This window comes from Bradyrhizobium sp. HKCCYLS3070 (assembly GCF_051167575.1).
Lineage (GTDB): Bacteria > Pseudomonadota > Alphaproteobacteria > Rhizobiales > Xanthobacteraceae > Bradyrhizobium.
This window is the reverse complement of record NZ_JBNPTI010000009.1, coordinates 35150-54770: the sequence shown is the minus strand read 5'-3', so window position 1 is coordinate 54770 and position 19621 is coordinate 35150. Positions and strand designations below refer to the sequence as shown.

The window sequence follows — 19621 nt, the reverse complement described above, 5'->3', positions numbered from 1 at the left end:
GGGCGCTCCTAGGTCGATGGGGTTGTTGCGGTTGCGGAAGCCGGGGCGCGCGACTGGCCGAGATAGGCGCGCTGGATGTCGGGATTGTTCTTCATCTCGGGCGCCGGCCCCTCGCCGGCATTGCGTCCCTGCTCGATCAGGTAGACGCGGTCGGCGATGTCGAGGCTGGCGCGGGCGTTCTGCTCGACCATCAGGATGCCGACGCCGTCGCCGCGGATCGTCCTCAGCGCCCGGAACACCTCGCGGCTCAAGAGCGGCGACAGGCCGAGCGACGGCTCGTCGAGCAGCAGCAGATCGGGCCGCGACATCAGCGCGCGGCCGATCGCGACCATCTGCTGCTCGCCGCCGCTCATGGTGCGCACCGCCTGCCCCATGCGCTCGGTCAGGCGCGGAAACAGCGCGAGCACGTGCGCCAGCCGCGCGGCCTCGCCGTCGCGGGCGCGCGAAGGATAGGCGCCGAGCTGGAGGTTCTCGGCGACGGTGAGATCGCCGAACACGCCGCGGCCTTCCGGCACCAGCGCGATGCCGCGCTCGACGATCAGATGCGGCGCGAGCGAGCCGATGTCCGTCCCGCCGAGCCGGATCACGGCTCCGGGCGACGGCTGGATCAGTCCCGCGATCGCCTTCAGCAACGTCGACTTGCCGGCGCCATTGGCGCCGAGGATGGCGACGATCTCGCCGCGCGCGACCTCGAGCGCGACATCGGTGAGCGCCCGGTGCTTGCCATAGGCGTGCGACAGCCGCTTGATCTCAAGCATCGGGCTCTCCGAGATAGGCTGTGATCACCGCGGGATCGGCGAGCACCTCGTCCGGCGTGCCGCGCGCGATCACGACGCCCGCGCTCATGACGACGCAGCGGTCGCACAGCGCGCGGATCGCATCCATCACATGCTCGACCATCACGATGGTGATGCCGCGGTCGCGCAGCGAGGCGATCAGCCTGATGCCGGTCTCCAGCTCGGTCGGATTGAGCCCAGCCAGCCATTCGTCGAGCAGCACAAGCCGCGGATGCAGCGCCAGCGCGCGGGCGAGCTCCAGCCGCTTCTGGTCGATGTAAGTGAGATCGCCCGCCGGCATCTCCGCCATGCCATCGAGGCCGACCAGGGCGAGCAGCTCATGGATCGATTCTGCGGCCGCACCGGTCTGGCGCGTGCGGAACAACGCCGCCGCCGCGACATTCTCGGCGACCGTCAGGTCCGGCATCACCCGCACCAACTGGAAGGTGCGGGCAAGCCCGAGCCGCGCGATCCGGTGCGCCGCGAGGCCGCTGATGACGGTGCCGCCGAAGCGGATCGTGCCGGCCGAGGGCACGAGCGCGCCCGAGAGCATGTTGAGCAGCGTCGTCTTGCCCGAGCCGTTGGGGCCGATGACGCCGAGGATCTCGCCGGCGCGGACGTCCAGGCTGACCTGGTCGACGGCGCGCAGGCCGCCGAAGGATTTGCCGACAGTCTCGGCCGTGAGCAGCGTTCCGCCCTGCTCCGGTTTGGCGCCGACCACCTTGGGCTCGCGCCGCCAGACCCGATCGACCAACCCGATCACGCCCCTCGGCAGCACCATCACGATGCCGATGAAGATGAGGCCGAGCACGATGCTGAAATGGTTGGGCAGCGCGGCTGTCAGCACCTCGAACAGCAGCACAAGCGGGATGACGCCGAGCACCGGGCCGATCAGCGAGCCGGCACCGCCGAGCAGCGCCATGATCACGACCTGGAACGAGATCATCGGGTTGAACGCGATCGCCGGATCGATATAGGTCCAGCGCGGCGCCATGATCGCGCCGGTCACCGACATGAACACCGCGCTGAGGATGAAGACCCCGAGCTTCACCGCGGTCGCATCGATGCCGGAATGGCGCGCGGCGGTCTCGTCGGCGCCGATCGCGCGCAGCGCGAGGCCATAGCGCGAGCGCGTCAGCAGAAAGCCGGCGAGGAAGACCAGCGCCGTCAGCGCGCAGAGTTGCCAGTACAGCATCTCCTGGGTGATGTCGCTGAACAGATAGCGGCCGACCGATTTGTGGATGTTGACCTCGTACCAGATCACGAGCTGGCGGATCAGCTCGGCCAGGCCGAACGAGAAGATGATGAAGTAGATGCCGGACAGCCGCAGCGTCGACAGGCCGGTGATGGCCGCGACGACAGCGCCGACACCCGCGGCGGTCATCAGTTGCAGCGGCCAGCTCAGCGTCTCGCCGGTCACCGCCGCCGTATAGGCGCCGATGCCGAAGAACGCAGCGGTCGCCAGCGAGACGTAGCGGGTCGGCCCGGAGAACATGGCCCAGGCGGTTGCCAGCACGGTGAAATAGAGAATGCTGATGCCGAGCGCGAGATAGTAGCCGTTGGCATAGAGCGGCAGCGTGACCGCCGCGGCAACGCCGACGAGCCCGATGCACCAGGCCAGAATCTTGCCGGGGCTGATCACGACGCCGCCTTTCCGAACAGTCCGGTCGGCCGGATCAGCAGCACGGCGAGAAACATCGCAAACGTCGCGGCCAAGGTCAGCCCGGGATCGACCAGCCGCGCCACCGCGGTCTCGACGACGCCGAGCAGCAGCCCTGCGGCCAGCGCGCCCATGACGTTGCCGACGCCGCCCATGATCACGACCACCAGCGCCTTCATCGTGAATACGACGCCCATCGAGGCGTTGAAGGTGAGGAACATGCTGACCAGCACGCCGCCGGCCGCGACCAGTCCGCCGCCGAACGCAAACGCCAGTCCTGCGAGCCAAGCGACATCGATGCCGACCAGCCGCGCGGCATTGGCATCGACCGCGACGGCGCGCACGGCCGTGCCGATCCTTGTCCGCGTCAGCGCGAGATAGACGCCGGTGCCGATCAGTGCGGCGAAACCAAGCGCGACCAGCCGGTTCACCGCGAGCGTCGAGCCGAGCACTGTCACGGGAATGGAGAGATAGCTGTAGCTGTAATACTGCCCGCCGAAAGCGACCAGCATGATGCCCTGGATCACGAACAGCACGCCGAAGGTGACGAGGATGCTGTCGACCTCCTGGGCACCGGCGTCCTTGCCGCGGCGGATCAGCCGCTGCAGCAACAGCCTGTAGAGCAGCCAGTTCAGCAGTCCCGCGGCGGGCATCGCGAGCAGCAGCGCCAGCAGCGGACTCAGTTGCAGCCCGGAATAGAGCGACAGCGTGCCGAACGCGGCCGCGACCAGCGACTCGCCATAGGACAGGTTCATGATGCGCGCCACGCCATATTGCAGCGTCAGGCCGAGCGCGATCAGGGCATACATGCCCCCCAGCACCAGACCGGGCAGCAGGATGTCGAACAGCAACATGGGATGGTGCCTCTTGCGCGAGGCCCGCGGACGCGCGCGCCTTGACGCGCGTCCGCAAGCTCACGACCTCGTTCCGGCTATTTCCACTCGGGCTTCGGCACGACCGCGGCGCGTGCGCCGGGCAGCGAGGCCGGCGCCACGGCGTAGAACTCGCCGTTCTGCCACTGGCCGACGCTCCAGACCTCCTGCAGCAGGCCGTCCTTCAGCTTCACCTTGCCGATGATGGTGTCGAAAGAGCCCTCGCGGATCTCCTTGGCGACCGCGGCACGGTCGACCTTGCCGACCTTTTCGATCGCCTGCTGCAGCACCTGCAGGCTGGCATAGGTGATCGGGCTCGCCCAGCGATCCGGCTCCTGCCCGGTCGCCGCCTTGTGGCGGGCGAGATAGTCCTTGAGCGCGGGCGAGTCGGCGTTCCAGCCGCCGATGCCCATCACGCCGTCGCTGCCTGCCCCGAACTTGCCCTTGAACAGCGGGAACGCCGTGCCGACGCCGACATAGAAGACCTTCGGATTGTACTTGAGCAGTTGCGCCTGCTCGGTCAGCCCGATCGTATCCGGCGGATAGCTGAAGGCGACGAAGGCATCGGCTTTGCTCGCGATCGCATCCTTGAGCAGCGGCTGCAGGTCCTGCGAGCCCATCGGATAGGTCTTGTCGTAGGCGACGGTCAGTCCGGCCTTCTTGAAGGCCTCGCGCCCGGCGGCGGCCAGCTCGATGCCGAACTGGTCGGCCACGCTGACCATCGCGACGGTGCCGCCGATCTTGCCTTCGCTCTTCAGCTTGCCGAGCAGTTCGGCGAGCCCATTGGAGATCTGCGCCGACGTGCCGAGCCAGAAGGTGGCATTGGCCCAGCGCTTGGCGAGTTCTGGCGCCTTGTCGGTCACCGACGTCACCGCGAGATGCGGATAGCCGAGCCGGTTCAAGGTCGGACCGACCGCAAGGTTGAGACCGGTGCCCCAGGGCGGCAGGATGAAGTCGACCTTGTCCTGGTTGGCGAGGCGCTCGATCGCCTTCACCGCCTCTTCCGACGAGCTGCGGTCGTCATATTCGACGATCTCGATCGGCAGCCGCTTGTCGCCGAGCTTGATGCCGCCGGCCGCGTTCACGTCCTTCACCCAGAGCTGATAGTTGGGCAGCGTGGTGATGCCGGCGCCGCCGGCATAGGGGCCGGTCTTCGAGATCGCATAACCGATGCGGATCTTGTCCTGCTGGGCCTGGGCGGCCGATACGGCAAAGCCGGCTGCGATCGCCGCCCCCGCGATCCGCAACACCTGACGACGGTTGGTCGAAGTCATCTCTCTGTCCTCCTCCCATGTTCACGCGCGCGGACCGCGCGGGTGAATCGGTGACGTTCCTCTGCCCCGGCGTCGTCCGCGGTTTTTTGTTTGCGGTCGTCGGGACTTGACGAGGGAAACACCGCAGGCTTGGGTGGCGCAATGGACAGTTCCGGTAAAAGAGTGCACTTTTCTGGGGCGACGACCGCGCGTAACGCCGCGCCTCGGACGCTGCCGCCGGCGGCCCGTGGCACCCCGGCAGCGCTCGGGGCCGAAGCCATCCCCTCGCATTTCGAGGCACGGCGCTGGGCCCTGCGCTCGGATGCCGCGCGGCCGTTCGTCCACCTGCTCTGCCTGACCGCCGGAACGGCCTCGGTGCGCTTCGCCGAAGAAGAAATCCAGATCTGGGCCGGTGCGGCGCTGGTCTGGGTACCGGCGGGAGGGGCCGAGCATCTCGACGTCGCGGCAGGTTCCGCCGGGCATCTCCTGCGGCTGCGCTCCGGGCTCTGGCACCGCCACCTGCCCTCCTCGGCCGAGCCCGCCTATCTCGACCTCGCAGGCACCGAGGCCGTCCTGGCCTTCTCCGTCACGGCTGAGTTCGCCGCGGTCATCGCGCGCTCGATGGCGGCGATTGCAGCGGAGATCGAAAATCCCTCACGGCGCGGCGCGGCCTCGATCATGTCATCGGAGCTGACCCTGTGCGTGCTGCGCTTCTGGCGGCTGTTTGCCGACGAGAGCGCCGGCGAGGCACAAGGCTCCAGCGCCGAGATCCTGAGCCGCTTTCGCCGGCTCGTCGAGGAACGCTTTCATCAGCAGTTGCGGGTCGCCGACTACGCTGCGCTGCTCGGCGTCACGCCGGATCGCCTGCACGCGCTGTGCACCCGGGTGCTGCAGCGGTCACCGAGCGCGCTGATTCAGCAGCGCGTCATTCAGGAGGCGGCGACCCGGCTCGAAACCACCACCGCGACGATCAAGCAGATCGCCTTCGCGCTCGGCTTCAAGGACAGCGCCTATTTCAACCGCTTCTTCGTCAGGCACACCGGTCAATCACCGGGCGCCTGGCGCAAGGGTGTTTCGTCGCAGCGGACCAAAGGCCAGTCACGGACCATGCTCAACTTCGCCGACTGGCCGTGACGGTGCGGCGCGGCCAAGCGCCTCGGTCATCCTCTTTGTCAGTCCAGGACGACGTGTCAGCGTCGGACCAGCAAATCCCGAGTTCGGACGGGCGGCGCAACCGCTGGATGCTCAGTGCGCCGGGAAACTGATTTCCGCTGCGCGATCAAGCTGATTTGGCCTGTCCAGTCCCCGCGCCGAAAATATTTCTCTTTCGTTTTTCCGGAAATCATGGTTCTATTCCCGCATCCCGTCTCGAGCTGAGGGGCGTATCGCGGTCGTCACGAGACGCGAGGCGGGGAGCGGTGGGCGTGGTGGATTGCAGCGCGGGTTGCTCGCGCCGACGAACAATTCGCCACGCACGGTCAAGTCGCGCGGTCCTGATATCCCGATGCTGATATCAACTCACGTTGAGGCTTCGCTTCGCGTGGGGATGGTGGCCAGAAAGCCCGGCGCACCAGGGAGAACGCGAAGCAGCCGTTCAGCCGTCGCGCAGGGAGGGCCGGGTTTCCGGCTGACCTGTGGTACCTGCCGCCTGCATTTTTTTCGCAGGCGGGCCACGGGCCTCAGTCGAGGTCCGGCCTTCCCTGCGCCCTCACGCGTCGCGAGGGCTTCACGATGCATCACCCGGACGGGTCGCCCGCCGCGGGATCGCGCGATCACGCGCGCCTGTCCGCAAGGGAGGCGACCTGATGTTTCACATTGATGTCAAATCGTCGCAGGCTTGAACGGTCCCGCCAGCATCGAGGACACCCGGGGGAGCCGTCCGATATCGTCCCCGCTCCCCGGAGCCATCGCGAGTATGGCGGCACCGTTGCTACCCTGCCACGAATGCGCTATGAGTTGAATATGATCAGCCGGTCCTGGTCGCACGCGAAATGCCAGTACCGCAAACCGATGCTTCGCGCTCGGCGCGCGACGTCGGTCGATACGGGCGCCGCGATCGCGCCCGCATCGCCAGCTCCGCGCTTCGCGCTCATTCGCATTCCGTAGCCGTGTCCGGGAGCCCGAACGCAGATGGATTGTGAAACCTGTGGCCGGCCCAATCCACCGGGCTCGGATGTCTGCGGCGGGTGTGGCGGGGTGTTGCGACAGCCGTCATCCGATACGACGACGAGTTCGCGCCTGCTCGGCATGCATCGCGCCGAGCGGCGGCAGGTGACGGCGCTGATCTGCGATCTCGTCGGCTCCGTCTCGCTCACCGTCAGGCTCGATCCGGAAGATATGACCAGCGTCATCGACGCCTTCCTGACGACCTGCGAAAACGTCATCGGCCGCCATGGCGGCGCCATCACGCAATATGCCGGCGACGGCGTGCTCGCTTATTTCGGCTATCCGCGTGCGGGGGAAGACGATGCGGCCACCGCGATCCGCGCCGCCATCGCGCTGCGCGACGCCGTCGGCCGGCTCGATGCCGCGCAAGGCCAACCACTGCGTCTGCGCATCGGCATTGCCACCGGCCTCGTCGTGGTCAGCGACCTCATGCCCCGCGCCGACGGCCGCCCGGTCGACATCGTCGGCGAGACGCCGAATCTCGCGGCGCGGCTGCAATCGATCGCCGCCCCCGACAGCATCGTCGTGGCCCGGACGACCGAGCGCATCGCGCGCGGCATGTTCGACTTCCGCGATCTCGGCACGTTCGCGCTGAAGGGATTCGCCGCACCGGTCGAGGCGTTCGAGGTGCTGGAAGAAGCCGCCGTCGCGAGCCGTTTTCACGCCCGCATTCGCGGCGAAAGCTCCCCCCTGGTCGGACGCGACCAGGAGCTGGCGCGTCTGTTCGATTGCTGGGCGGCGGCGCGGTTCGGCAGCGGACAGGTGGTGCTGCTCCATGGCGAGCCGGGCATCGGCAAGTCGCGGCTGGTCGAGGAGCTGCGGCGGCGCGTGGCCGACGTCTCCCAGCTGCAGATGATCTGGCACTGCAGCCCCACCCGTTGTGACAGCGTGCTGTATCCGATCTCGGAACAGCTCGCGCTCATCGCCGGCTTCGACCGCACCGACGGCGCAGCGACGCGTCGCGACAAGCTCGATCGCTTCATGAACGCGCACGGCGTCACCGACACCACCGCGCGCGCCGTGCTCGCCGACGTCCTTGGCGTCGCGCCCGAACCGGACAATCCGCTGCAGACGATGACCGTCGAGAAGCGCTCGGAGGTCACGCGGGAGACGCTGCTCCGGCTGATCGACATGATGGTGCCGACCGGGCCCGCGCTGCTGGTGCTGGAAGACGCGCATTGGAGCGACACGACCACGCTCGAGCTGCTCGATCGGGCGATCCAGCGCGCCGCACAACGCCGCTGGCTGATCGTGGTCACGGCCCGGCTCGAATATGAGCCGCCCTGGGCCGCGAGCCCGAAGGTCACGCGGCTCCCGCTCGGGCGATTGAGTCAGGGCGACGCCGAGCGGATCTGCACCCATGTGGCCGCTTCGGCCGCGCTGCCGGCAGCGACGCTACGCCAGATCGTCAACCGTGGCGAAGGCATTCCGCTGTTCCTGGAGGAGCTGGCGAAGTACGTCGTCGAAGCCTCCGCGGCGCCCGCACGGGACGGCCATGCGAGCGTGGCCATTCCCGCCTCGCTGCAGGACTCCCTGGTTGCGCGGCTCGACCGATTGGGGCCGGCGCGCCGGATTGCCAATCTCGGTGCCGCCATCGGCCGCCGCTTCAGCTACGATCTGTTGTCGGCCATCGTGGCGGAGCCCGAAGCCAGGCTCGGCGAGAGCCTGGATCAGCTCGTCAAGTCCGGCCTCGTGGAGAGCAGCGGCGCGCCGCCCGACAGCCTCTACACGTTCAAGCACGCGTTGATCCGCGACGCCGCCTACGAGTCCCTGCTCCGGCGCGAACGCCAGACATTGCACGGCAGGATCGCCGCGGTGCTGCGCGATCGCTTTCCCGAGACGCGGGACACCGAGCCGGAGTTGCTGGCCTATCATTTCACCGAGAGTGGCGCGATCGCCGAAGCCATCCCGCTATGGGCGGACGCGGGCCGGCGCGCCGCCTCGCGCGCCGCGCATGTCGAAGCGGCGCGACATCTGCAAACGGCGCTCGACCTGCTGCGTCATCAATCCGCCGACGGCGAGCGCGCCGACTTGGAGCTCGAGCTCCTGATCGGGCTTGCCGTCAGCCTCGCTGCCTCGCGCGGCTACACCGTGCCCGAGGTCGGCAAGGCGCTGTCCGAAGCACGGGCGATTTGCGACGCACTCGGCAACACCGCCGGCCTGTTCGCCGTGCTGCGCGGCATCTGCAGTTTCCTGATCATCGCGGGCGATCTCGATGGTGCCGAGGAGATGGCGCATCTGTGCCTGGGAATCGGCGAGCAGACCGGCCTTCCCGAGCATCGCATCGAGAGCGGCGTTGCGTTGGGCTACATTCTCTTCGCCAGAGGCGACCTCCCCGCCGCGCGCCGGCTGCTGGCCGCCGCGGTGCAGCTCTATCAGGCATCGGACGGCGCGCGGCTGCCGCAACTGTCCTCTCAGGATCCGCTGGTCGCCGGCCAGGCCTCGCTGCTGCAGGTGCTGCATGCGATGGGCGACGATGCCGGCGCGGCCGCCGTCGCCAGCGATCTCATCGCACATGCGCGCCGGCTCGGACGTCCGTTCGACCTCGCCTGGGCGCTGTCGTGGCTCGCCTTCTATCAGCTCGCACGCGGCGACTACGAGGATGTCCTCCTCGCCACCGAGGAGGCCCTGCGCATCTGCCGTGACCATGGCTATCCGCTCTATCAGCTGGTGGCGGGCAGCCTGCAGGCGCATGCCCGCGGCCATCTCGGCAGGACTCCAGACGAGGCGCTGGCGGCGGCATCTGAGGCGTTGCCGGCGTTCCAGACGCTCGGCATGATGCATTTCTCCTGCTTCTATCTCGGCGAGGTCGCCGGTCTGCAACTGATCGTCGGCAAGACGGCCGAAGCGATGCAGACGATCGACGCGGCGATCGACGCCGCGCGGCGCTATGGCGACGGCTATTTCCTGTCGCCGCTGCATCGGCGGCGCGCCGAGATCCTGGCCGCCCTCCCCGACACCGCACCGGGCCAGGTGACGGCCGCGCTACGCGAGGCCGTCGCGGTCGCCGAGGCGCAGGGCGCGTCGGCGTTCCTGCGCCGCGCGGCGGCGCGACTCGCCGCCATCGACGATGACGCGCCGAGGCGACAATCGGCGTGACGACCTGCTCAGGCCATGGGGCAGGCCCTTGCGACGGTGAAATCGATCTCGGCCCAGATGCGCGTGGTCGCGGTCAGCACGAGCTTGCCGTCGACGGGCGTGCCGAGCCCGAGATCGCGAATGAACGGCAGGCTATCGAGCGCGCTCATCTCGATCGACCAGTTGCCCGACTGCAATTGCCAGCCGCGCAGCCCCGTCAGGTCGAGCGCGCCGTTCAACAGCGTCTTGTAGCTCGCCGCGGTGAGACTGTCCGCCGACCGCGCCTGCTTGAGATAGAACACGGGGATAGGCAGGCCCCAGACGCCGCCCAGGAACGACGCCATGCCCGGCCCGGTCGTGAGCTGCTTCATTCGCTCTTGGTCGGCCCCGGCACAGAGCTGCCGGAATGCATCCGCCGGAGAGGCCGCCGCGGTCGGGGTCGATCCCGCCGTGCCTTCGATTCGGATGATGCGCTGCTGGGAGGCATGGGCCTCCGGCCCGTAGCTGGCAATCACCAGTCCCGAGACGTCGAACGGATCGTTCGATGGCGCGCTGATCGGCTGAACGATGGTCGCGTGATATTTGGGAAAGCCCCAGACCTCCTGCCCCGCAACCACCGACCAGGCATTGTCGACGAACAGATAGGCCGGCACGAAGCCGATCGTTTTCGGCAGCACCGCGCCGCGCTCATAGCTGCCGACCAGGAGCCACAGCCCGACATCGGTCTCGGACATCGTGCCCTGCTCCGCGAACGGCGGCGTGGCCGCCTGGCTCTTGCGCACCTGGATGACGTTGACGAAGGCCATGTCCAGCATCACGCGGAACTGGTCGCGGCCCGCGACGCGGTTGAAGGAGCGGTCGAGGAAACGCTGGCACGCGCCGAGGTCGGCCGGTACGGCGAAGCCGTAGAAGGTCGAGTCGTTGCAGATATAGGGCGCTGGCGGAAGCGTGATCCATCCGGCGTAGTTGACGTAGGCGTTGGTGATGTACGGCTCGGGGCTGGTCGAGACGATCGGAATGTAGACGCCCGACAGCGCCGAGGCAGCGGCAAGGCCGGACATCGCCGCGACCTCCACGCATCCGGCGTTGATCTCGGGCACACGGGTCCAGTCGCCGGCGAGGAAGAGATTGTCGTAGCCGGACTTGCCGGGCTCCATGCGATGCCGCAGCGTGCCCGGCAGGCTCAGCACATAGCGCTCGCTCGGATTGATGTTGGCACGCCAGAACTGGAAGTCGAGCCGCGCCGATCCGCTGATGTCGCTCGGCGCGTGCAGGAGATCCCAGCGGAACGTGCTGCCGCTGCCGATGTTGGTCCACAGCGTATCGAGCCAGGACGTCATCCAGTCCTTGGATGCGTTCTTCACATAGTCCGCGGCAAGCTGCTCGTCGTTCGGCGCGCTGTCGTCACTCATGATGGCGCAGTAATAAGCGATCGAGCGTGGCCCCGGCGCCGGCCAGTCCTCGGCCGGCAGCAATTGCGACATGTCGGAATAGGTGTCGAGCGGCGGCTTGCAGGTGGTGACGATCGGTCCCATCGTCTCGAGCGACGGTCCAGGCGCCACATAGGGACCTCCGAGATCTCCGACCGCGCAATCGAGCCAGAGTTGCAGCGCCATCGTGCGCACGGTTGGGAGATTGCCGACCATGTCGGCCCAGGCCGGCTTCTGCTGCGTCAATGGCCGGCAGATCTCATCGAGCGCGCCGACCGAGATGCCGAGGACCACCTGGTCGAAATCCTCGCCGAGCTGCAGGCTGAGCCGGGCCGCCGGGGGCGGCTGCGGCGGGTTGGGGGGACCATAGGCGTTCTCGAAATTGTAGCCCTTCAGCGCGTAGTACTCGCCATTCTCGATCTCCTGCCATTTGGGCTCGGACGGCCAGCACCAGTAGTCCTTCACCAGGACCAGCGGATCATATCTGCCATCGACGAACTCGACCTGCTTGTCGATGTGGATGGTCGCGATTTTGTTGCCGTCCTTGGTCGGCTCGAGACTCGTGACCTTGTGAAAGAACTTGAAGTTCACGCCGCGCCGCGCCAGGAGCTGGTAGATCGGCGTGCAGATCGTATCCCCCATTCCGACGACGGATTTATAGAAGAACGCCCCCTTGTAGGTGAAGAACAGCCGCAGCAGTCCCTGAACGGCCGAGCAGGCCGACACCTGCTGCTGCGACGGCTCGCGGGAGCCGTTGCGAAAGGCGAAGATGTATTCGTAGAGAGCGGTCACGATGGCGTTGTTGGCGGCCTCTTCATCCTGCTGCGCCAGAAAGCTTCGGAATTCGTATCTGTCGAGAACCTCCAGCCCGTCCGTCAGGCAGTCGTTCTCGATGATGCCGAGCAGCATGCAGATGCCGAGATTGGCGAGGATCAACAGCCGGCGCAGGCCTTCCTCGAGGCCGTCGATCGTCTGGTGCTCCTTGGCGATGCCGCGAAACGCATGGAGCAGCGCCGCCATGTCGCCCTGGGCATCGCGGCGGATCGCTTCGACGTCACTGTGCAGCTTCTCGCCGACGCGGTGGGCCAGCAGCAGCAGCGGATGGCCCTTGCCATCAGGCGAGACGGCCGCCAGCCGGGCCCGCCGCTCGGCGGGCATGGCGGCGATCGCCTTCGCCAGCTCGGCATTCTGGTCGCCCGGCCAGTCCTCGATATAGTAGTTCAGGTTGAAGATGATGCTCGCGATGGTCCGCAGCAGCAGGGTCGAGAGCGGTGGCACGATGTTGTCGGCGGGCGCCCACAGGCTATCCCTGCCGGGATAGACCGATTCATCGACATCCGGCTGAAACCAGAACGGCCAGGGCAGCCATTGTCCGTCGGTATACTCGGCGTAGAAGATCTCGTTCTGCCGCTTGAACGCGTCATCGATCGTCCTGATCGGATCGTTCGGCGGTGCATCGAGTGCCTTCAGCGCGGCACGCAGGATGGTGAAGGCATTCTCGTAGAAGCCGGCCCAGATATGCAGTCCGTGCTCCTCGATGCGCTGGCCCTGCTTGGCGTTGCGTCCGCTGGCGGTCTTGCCCCCGAGACGCCAACCGAGCTGATAGAGAGTGATCTCGTAGCGCTCGCCGCGCGGATCGATCTCGCTCAAGGCGAAGGCCGCGCTCAACGCGCCGATGCCGCCGCCCAATATCGCCACGCGGGTCTTTGTTGCTGCCATGTCGATGATCCCCTGACCTCGGACGTTCTCGCCCGGGCGAGCCGGAACGACGTCGTCCATCGGCGCACGGGTCCGCGATCCGCGCGGCCCGTGCGGTTGAATGACATTCGGTACTATGGGTTTACAAAATCGGCGCCACGCCCAGTTCAATCCGCGTGGCGATGGAATGAGGATGCATCGAATACCTATCACAATCTCCACGCGATCATCAAGCGGGCGCATCGTCGACATCGCGTCAGGCGAAGACGAGGCCGCCGCATCGTTCCCACCGGCTACGTCGTCGTCTCAACTTTTACGAGAAGAACGACGGGCTGCCACCGTTTAAAGACAGCGCCCCGATCGCGACGCTGCCGTCGATCACGTCAGATCGGAATGCACGTCGCCGGGCCCGTCGAGAAACAGCGGCAGCCGCACGACGATGCGGGCGCCGCGCGGCGCGTCGGTGATCGCGATGCTGCCGCGATGGGCCTCCACCAGCGTCCGCACCACCGCCAGTCCGAGCCCGGCTCCGCCGGTGCCGCGATTGCGCGACGTGTCCAGGCGCGTGAACGGCTCCAGCATGGCCTTGCGCTGGTCGCGGGGAATCCCCGGCCCTTCGTCGTCGACCGTCAGCACGGCGTGCTCCGGCTGGCGTTGCAGCGAGACATGCGCCGCCTCGCCATATTTGAGCGCGTTGTCGATGATGTTGGCGACGATACGACGCAGCGCGACGCGGTCGCCCAGCATCAGCTGCTCGCGCCCGTCGCCTGCATGGTCGAAGCGCACCCGCGCCTGATGCGCGCGGCGATCCTCGACCTCCGCGCGCACCAGTTCGTCGAAGGCAACGAGCTCCTGCGGCAGTTCGCCGGCACCCGCCCGGCTCGCAAGCAGCGCGTCGTCGAGCAGGCGGATCATGTCGGAGATATCGATCACGGCGCGCTGCCGCTCGGCGTCATCCGGGATCTGGTCGACGCGCAGCCGCAGCCGCGTGGCAAAGGTGCGAACGTCGTGAGCAATGCCGCCGACCAGCGCCATGCGCGCCTGCATCAGATCGGCAAGCCGGTCCTGCAGTCGCCCGAACGCCGTCACCACGGCGCGAACCTCGGGCGCATTGCGGCGAACGTCCGGCAGCGGCACCGCCGCCCCGCCGGGGTCGACCCGGTCGACGGCGGCCGCCAAGCGCGCCAGCGGCCGCGTCTCACGCTGCATGATCAGGAGCGCAAACAGCGCGACCAGCGTACCGAACAGGCCCGCGCCGAAGCCGATCGGCAGCCCCTGCTGGGTCAGCACCAGCGACGCGCGCGAGTCCACGACGAGAACATCGCCGCCGTTCAGGCCAATGCGAAACTCCAGGGCATTCTGCGGCGTCCGCGCGAGCCTGGGCAACCACCGTCCCTCCGGCTCCGGCACGAAGGTGATTGTCAGCGGGCGCGCACCGAGCGCACCGGCATAGGCGTCGCGCAATCCGGACCGGACCGGCGCGGGCTCGGTGCGCGGAAGGCGGACCGCCGCGTCGGGTCCGACCAGCCGGACCTCGAAGCGGTCAGAGGACACGGCATCGACGACCCTGCCCCGCTCAGCCCCGGGTGTTCGTTCGATCAGTTCGGCGAGCGCGGCCAGCCGCGTCGGCGGCGGCGTCGCGCCTTCGAGGTCCGCGGTCCGGGCGCGGTAGAATCGCGCCAGGGTGACGATCCAGATCGCGAGCAGACCAATGATGACGATGAGGCCGATACGCATCGCAAGCGTCAGCCGCATCATCACGCCACCGGCCTCACCGTCGCCGTGAACAGGTATCCGCCGTTGCGGACGGTGGTGATCAGGTTCGTTCCCGGGCTTGCGGCATCGAGCTTGCGCCGCAGCCGCGAGATCAGCATGTCGACGGTGCGGTCGAACGGCTCGGCGGAGCGGCCGCGCGTCCAGTCCAGGATCTGGTCGCGGCTCAACACCCGCCGTGGCCGCTGCACGAAGCAGGCGAGCAGGTCGAACTCCGCCGAGGTCAGCTGGATCGGCGCGGCCTGCGCATCCACGATCTCGATGCTGCGGGCATCGACGTCGAGTACGAACCGGTCGAAACCGAAACGCCGGCTCGCGTCACGCGGTGGGCTCGCCTGGGTGCGCCGCAGCAGCGCCCGAACGCGGGCCAATAGCTCGCGCGGCCCGAACGGCTTGACCATGTAATCATCGGCGCCGAGCTCCAGCCCGACCACGCGATCGATCTCGTCGCTCTTGGCCGACAGCATCAGGATGGGAATGTCGTCGCTCTGCCGCAGCCGGCGGCAGATCGAAAGCCCGTCCTCTCCCGGCAGCATCAGGTCGAGAATGATGAGATCGGGCCGCAGCCGCCGCAGCACGGCATCCATCGCCGGCGCCGTGGCGGCGACCTCGATCTCGAACCCTTCCCGGCGCATGAAATCGCTGACGAGCCGGCTGATCTCCGGGTCGTCCTCCACCATCAAAAGCGTGGCCGCAGGCATGCTCATCGCCAGGACTGATGCCCAAAACCCGTAGCTTGGCAATGGGCCGGGAGCGACTGTTACAAGCCGTTACGCGGCAGCCAAATACCGGTATGCGGCCGACCGCGACGCCGGCATTGGCCGGCCGAGAAGGCCGCCGCAAGCGCAAGGCATGTCCTGCACGCCGGCGACATTTAATTTTGCAGAGCCACTTGCTGAGCAAAATCAGATTTAATATAAATTAAATCGCGCGGCACTCCCAGATCATTTAATGGTTATAAAACAAGATCCTCGTTCTCGCAGGCAAACCGGGCGGCTCTGACGTCCGAAGCGCAACTGAAAAGCCCCACAAACATGCTGCACAATCCCAACGCGAGCACGGTTACCTACCCCTCCCCACAGGAGCAAGGTTGGGAACGTAGCGGACCCGGACCGTTCGACATGGCGCTGGGATTCCTGCGCCGGCACTATCTGGTGATTGCGATCACCACCGTGCTTTCGCTCCTGGCGAGCTTCGCCCTGCTGAAAATCCTGCCGCCCACCTACTCGGCCGACGTCAAGATCATGCTGGGCACCACCTCGAAGGCCGCAGTCGTCCAGCCGCAACCGCCCGTTCAGGACGAGCCGCCGCTCGACATGGAATCGCAGATCGAGATTCTCAAATCGAAGTCGATCGCGACAGCGGTCATCGACAAGCTCAATCTGGCGGACGATCCCGACTTCAACGGCAAAGCCAGCCCGCTGCATGGTGCGGTTGATGCGGTTCGCCGCCTCGTGGGTTCGGCGCCGCAGCCGAACGCGCCCTCGATGGACGATCTCCTCGACGAATTCCAGCGCAGAATGAACGCCTTCCGAATTGGCACGAGCACGGTCGTCGAGGTCGATTTCAGCGCCAGCGACCCCAATCGGGCGGCGATGATCGCCAACGCCATCGTCAAGGAGTATTTCGATCAGCAGTTGAAGGCGGACGCGAACGAGCACCGCACAATCACCGCCTGGCTTCACGACCGCCTGCAGGATCTCGGCAACGACGCGACCGCGACCGAACGTTCCGTGAACGAGCTGAAAAGCCGGTACAACATCGTCTCGGCCGACGGCAGGTTCATGGACCAGCAGCAGGTCACCGAGCTCACCAACCGCCTGGTGGCAGTGCGCACGCGTACCGCCTCGCTGATGACCCGGCTCAATCGGTTCGACGACATGCTCGCGACGAGCAGTGCCGATATGACGATCGACCGCGTAGCCGCGGTCTCCGACTTCTCCCCGGCAGAGCTCAGCGGCAATGTCAATCCGCCCGACGGTCTCTCCTTGAGCAATTCGAACAGCACGCTCATCATCAACAGCTTGCGTCAGCAATACCTCGATAACGCCAAGCGCGAGTACGAGTATTCCGCCAAATATGGCAAGGATCATATCGCGGTCGTCAATATTCGCGCGACGATGAAGAGCATCCGCCAGGCCATCGTCGACGAGGTGCGGCGCCTTGCCGACGTCGCCAAGCACGATTACGAGGAGTCCAAGCAGCAGCAGCAGGAGATCGAGAAGCAGCTTGCACAGGCCGTTGTCCGGTCGCAGGATACCAGGGCGGCCGAGCTCAGCCTCCGCGAGCTGGAGACCAGCGCCAAGAGCTATCGCACGCTCTACGACACCTTTCTTCAGCGCTACATGGGCTCAGTCCAGCAGGGCTCCTTCCCGATTGCGAAGGCGCGGGTGATCTCAGCGGCCACGCCGCCGAAGAAGAAGATCAAGCCGAAGTCCATCGTGCTGATGGCGCTCGGCCTGTTCGGGGGCCTGGCGCTCGGCGGCGGCCTCGGCCTGCTCGCAGAAGTCAAGGACCGCAGCTTTCGGACGACCGACCAGGTCGAGGATCGCCTGCGCCTGCCCTGCCTCTCGGTCGTCCCTCTGCTCAAACGAGGCGAGGTCGACCGGTTCACCAAGAAAGCGACCGTCAACGCCGTTTCCAAGGTCGAACCCGATTCCAGCCCGCGAATGGTGACGAGAAGCCCCGGGACCTGCTGGGCCGCATCCGCCATGCCCACATCGCGCTTCGCCGAATCCATCCGCTCGTTGAAAGTCGCCATCGACCAGGATCCAAGCCCGACGTCGCGGAAGGTCTTCGGACTGACGTCCGCCCTGCCCAACGAAGGCAAGTCGATCATCGCCGCGTCGCTGGCTCAGCTCATCGCAAATTCAGGCAAGCGTGTGATCGTGGTCGATTGCGACCTCAGGAATCCGTCGCTTTCCGCCATGCTGGCCCCCGATGCCAGCACTGGGATCGCCGACATCGTCCTGGGAGGATGCCAGCTCGCAGACGCAGTCTGGACCGACCCGCTGACGCGCCTGGATTTCCTGCCGGGAACGGGTGCCACGCAGCGCGACACCAGCGACATCCTCGGCAACGAGCAGATGCGCAAGCTGTTCGAGCAGCTGCGGGCAGCCTATGACTACGTCATCGTCGATCTTCCGCCGCTCGCGCCCGTTGTCGACGCGCGCGCCATCTCCGCGCTGCTCGACAGCTTCGTCCTCGTCGTGGAATGGGGGCGCACGCCGGCCGAGGTGGTCGAGCACGCGCTGAACACGGCTCCCAACGTCTACGATGCTCTGTTCGGCGTCGTGCTCAACAAGACGAACATGAAGGCGCTGAAGCGCTACGCCAATCATTTCGGCGACTACTACAACCACAAATATTACGCCCGTTACGGGAGCGTGATGGCCGAGTAGGTCGATCAGCGCGCGCCGGCCGGTGCGCGCCATAGGCCGCGGCCGGCAACGGAAATCGATCGACGGTCAGCGCTGGTGCTCGGGGCGAATGGAGGGATGGGCGATGCCGGCACGCTCCAGAGCGCTGCGGACATAGACGCCCGAGAGATAGCCCACCTGGACTGCAATCAGACCGGCGCCGGCATAGAGCGCGGCCGGTAGCCCGCTGATGATCGACGCCGCGATGCACTCCATGAAGACGATCGCGGCGAGCGCCAGCAGCGTGCGAACCGTGAACATCGTCCCGGCAACCACCCCGGCTGTAAAATGAAGCGCGATCACCCACATCAGTTCATGCCTCCTCGGGCGTTTCGAGAGGCTAGCGGCCATTGGTTAGCGATGAGCTAAGCCGCCCGGGAGGATTCGAACAAGCGCATCAGGGCAACACTTTCAGGCGAAAGATGCGGCTACGGCCCGCTGAGCGGGTGCAGCATTGTCTGGCGGTTCAGCCAGTGCGCCCGGTAGAGCCAAAGCACCGCGGTGACCAGGACGACATCGAACAGGCCCATCACGGTCTGGCCGTAAACCTGCGGGTGGACGCCGCCCAGGAGGAGCGCGAGCTTGACCGATTGCCGCACCACCTCCGACCCGAGGAACGCGATCAGCGAGTTCTGGCCGACGTTGAGGATGAGCGCGACCGCCGGCGATCGCCGGGTGCGCGCGAACACCGCCCACAGCAGCGCCAACAGCAGCGGCAATGTCCAAAGCAGGTTGAGGAGCTTGTCGAACCGATAGGGGTATTTTTCGCCGTTGCTGGGAAAGCCGAGGCTGTAATCGAGCAGCAGCCCGAAGGTGAAGATCCCCGCCAGCGCCGTATAGAACGCGGGTCCGATCAAGCGGTTGGACCGATGGAGATCTCCGAGCCAGATACCGATCACGAAGAACATCTGCGCCTGGAGCGAGAACAGCAACAGAATGATGGCGGGACTCTCGAGCTTGGCTGCCGTGCTCGTGTTGCTGAACCAGGTGGAGGCCACGAAGATCGCAGCCGACAACGCGAGCACCAGGAGCCTGCCGCGCTTGAACATCGGCAGGATCACCGGCAGCAGCAGGAACATCAGCCCGTAGAACTTGAGGATTGTGATGGCGGTCGGCTCGGACTGAAACGTCAGCACGTCGAAAATCGCCTGCCCCACCGGCTCTCGCTTGTTCCCCAGAACAGCCATGCCGACCGCGACCGGCACCGAGATGACGAAATAGGCGGCGAGCACCTTCAAGCCGCGGGCGAGGAGCTCTCCGTGCCTCTCCTTGTGCAGATAGACGTACCCGACCATGAACCCCGAGATCACGACGAACAGCTCGGCGAAGGGGTTGAATTTCGTGAACAGATCGACGGAGTCCGGAAAGACGTTGGCCGTGTGATGATAGAACACGAACAACATCGCGCAGCTTCGATAGAAGTCGATCAGAAGCTCGCGCCTCTTCTGGCCTGCTGCGCTCACCGCTCAATCTCCGAACACACGTCGCTCCATGGG

At 66.5% G+C, this 19621-nt stretch carries 12 protein-coding genes; 3 read left to right on the top strand and 9 right to left on the bottom strand.

Going from position 1 to position 19621, the window contains the following annotated elements:
• Positions 1-8: 8 nt before the first annotated feature.
• The 4 genes from ACQR03_RS24370 to ACQR03_RS24355 all read right to left on the bottom strand — a co-directional run bounded on the left by ACQR03_RS24370 (position 9) and on the right by ACQR03_RS24355 (position 4582).
• A complete protein-coding gene (locus tag ACQR03_RS24370) occupies positions 9-758 on the bottom strand; it encodes an ABC transporter ATP-binding protein (protein ID WP_434841994.1) in 750 nt (249 codons plus the stop codon).
• The gene (locus ACQR03_RS24365) at positions 751-2418 is read right to left on the bottom strand and encodes a branched-chain amino acid ABC transporter ATP-binding protein/permease (protein ID WP_315752512.1); all 1668 of its coding nucleotides are present in this window, start codon (positions 2416-2418) and stop codon (positions 751-753) included. Before ACQR03_RS24365 ends, ACQR03_RS24370 begins: the two co-directional genes overlap by 8 nt.
• Positions 2415-3290, bottom strand: a complete 876-nt coding sequence (locus ACQR03_RS24360; protein ID WP_315752511.1) for a branched-chain amino acid ABC transporter permease — start codon at positions 3288-3290, stop codon at positions 2415-2417. Before ACQR03_RS24360 ends, ACQR03_RS24365 begins: the two co-directional genes overlap by 4 nt.
• Before the next feature lie 77 nt (positions 3291-3367).
• Positions 3368-4582 carry an amino acid ABC transporter substrate-binding protein gene (locus tag ACQR03_RS24355; RefSeq protein ID WP_315752510.1) on the bottom strand — a complete coding sequence of 405 codons (1215 nt, stop codon included), beginning with the start codon at positions 4580-4582 and terminating at the stop codon, positions 3368-3370.
• A gap of 162 nt (positions 4583-4744) precedes the next feature.
• Here ACQR03_RS24355 and ACQR03_RS24350 point away from each other — a divergent pair, with 162 nt between their 5' ends.
• Together ACQR03_RS24350 and ACQR03_RS24345 are read left to right on the top strand one after the other, a co-directional pair.
• Positions 4745-5695: a helix-turn-helix domain-containing protein gene (locus ACQR03_RS24350; RefSeq protein WP_315752509.1), complete on the top strand. Its 951-nt coding sequence runs from the start codon at positions 4745-4747 to the stop codon at positions 5693-5695.
• 1062 nt (positions 5696-6757) lie between these two features.
• Complete coding sequence (locus ACQR03_RS24345) at positions 6758-9826, top strand: ATP-binding protein (RefSeq protein ID WP_315752508.1); 3069 nt, start codon at positions 6758-6760, stop codon at positions 9824-9826.
• Positions 9827-9834: 8 nt separating this feature from the next.
• Here the strand turns inward: ACQR03_RS24345 and ACQR03_RS24340 are convergent, their stop codons facing one another.
• The 3 genes from ACQR03_RS24340 to ACQR03_RS24330 form a co-directional block, all read right to left on the bottom strand.
• Positions 9835-12954, bottom strand: coding sequence for an NAD(P)-binding protein (locus ACQR03_RS24340; RefSeq protein ID WP_434841995.1), 3120 nt, complete (start codon positions 12952-12954; stop codon positions 9835-9837).
• Between the two features lie 357 nt (positions 12955-13311).
• On the bottom strand, positions 13312-14691 hold the full coding sequence (locus ACQR03_RS24335) for a sensor histidine kinase (protein WP_315752601.1): 1380 nt from the start codon (positions 14689-14691) through the stop codon (positions 13312-13314).
• Positions 14691-15413 (bottom strand): response regulator transcription factor, encoded by a 723-nt coding sequence (locus ACQR03_RS24330; RefSeq protein WP_315752505.1) that lies wholly within the window; start codon positions 15411-15413, stop codon positions 14691-14693. Before ACQR03_RS24330 ends, ACQR03_RS24335 begins: the two co-directional genes overlap by 1 nt.
• 414 nt (positions 15414-15827) lie before the next feature.
• On the opposite strand from ACQR03_RS24330, the gene ACQR03_RS24325 reads away from it, so the two are divergent.
• Entirely contained in the window at positions 15828-18107 is a 2280-nt protein-coding gene (locus ACQR03_RS24325) for a polysaccharide biosynthesis tyrosine autokinase (protein ID WP_316202730.1), read from the top strand.
• Between the two features lie 66 nt (positions 18108-18173).
• On the opposite strand, the gene ACQR03_RS24320 is transcribed toward ACQR03_RS24325, so the two are convergent.
• Together ACQR03_RS24320 and opgC are read right to left on the bottom strand one after the other, a co-directional pair.
• Positions 18174-18434 (bottom strand): hypothetical protein, encoded by a 261-nt coding sequence (locus ACQR03_RS24320; protein ID WP_315827765.1) that lies wholly within the window; start codon positions 18432-18434, stop codon positions 18174-18176.
• A 119-nt stretch (positions 18435-18553) separates the two neighbouring features.
• Entirely contained in the window at positions 18554-19588 is a 1035-nt protein-coding gene (gene opgC / locus ACQR03_RS24315; RefSeq protein ID WP_315827764.1) for an OpgC domain-containing protein, read from the bottom strand.
• Positions 19589-19621: the final 33 nt, after the last annotated feature.

Bases quoted from the DNA above. Each gene is read 5' to 3' on its own strand.
- ACQR03_RS24335 (WP_315752601.1), bottom strand. From the start codon at position 14,691: ATGATGCGGCTGACGCTTGCGATGCGTATCGGCCTCATCGTCATCATT.
- ACQR03_RS24320 (WP_315827765.1), bottom strand. From the start codon at position 18,434: ATGTGGGTGATCGCGCTTCATTTTACAGCCGGGGTGGTTGCCGGGACG.
- ACQR03_RS24360 (WP_315752511.1), bottom strand. From the start codon at position 3,290: ATGTTGCTGTTCGACATCCTGCTGCCCGGTCTGGTGCTGGGGGGCATG.
- ACQR03_RS24355 (WP_315752510.1), bottom strand. From the start codon at position 4,582: ATGACTTCGACCAACCGTCGTCAGGTGTTGCGGATCGCGGGGGCGGCG.
- ACQR03_RS24330 (WP_315752505.1), bottom strand. From the start codon at position 15,413: ATGAGCATGCCTGCGGCCACGCTTTTGATGGTGGAGGACGACCCGGAG.
- ACQR03_RS24325 (WP_316202730.1), top strand. From the start codon at position 15,828: ATGGCGCTGGGATTCCTGCGCCGGCACTATCTGGTGATTGCGATCACC.
- ACQR03_RS24370 (WP_434841994.1), bottom strand. From the start codon at position 758: ATGCTTGAGATCAAGCGGCTGTCGCACGCCTATGGCAAGCACCGGGCG.
- ACQR03_RS24340 (WP_434841995.1), bottom strand. From the start codon at position 12,954: ATGGCAGCAACAAAGACCCGCGTGGCGATATTGGGCGGCGGCATCGGC.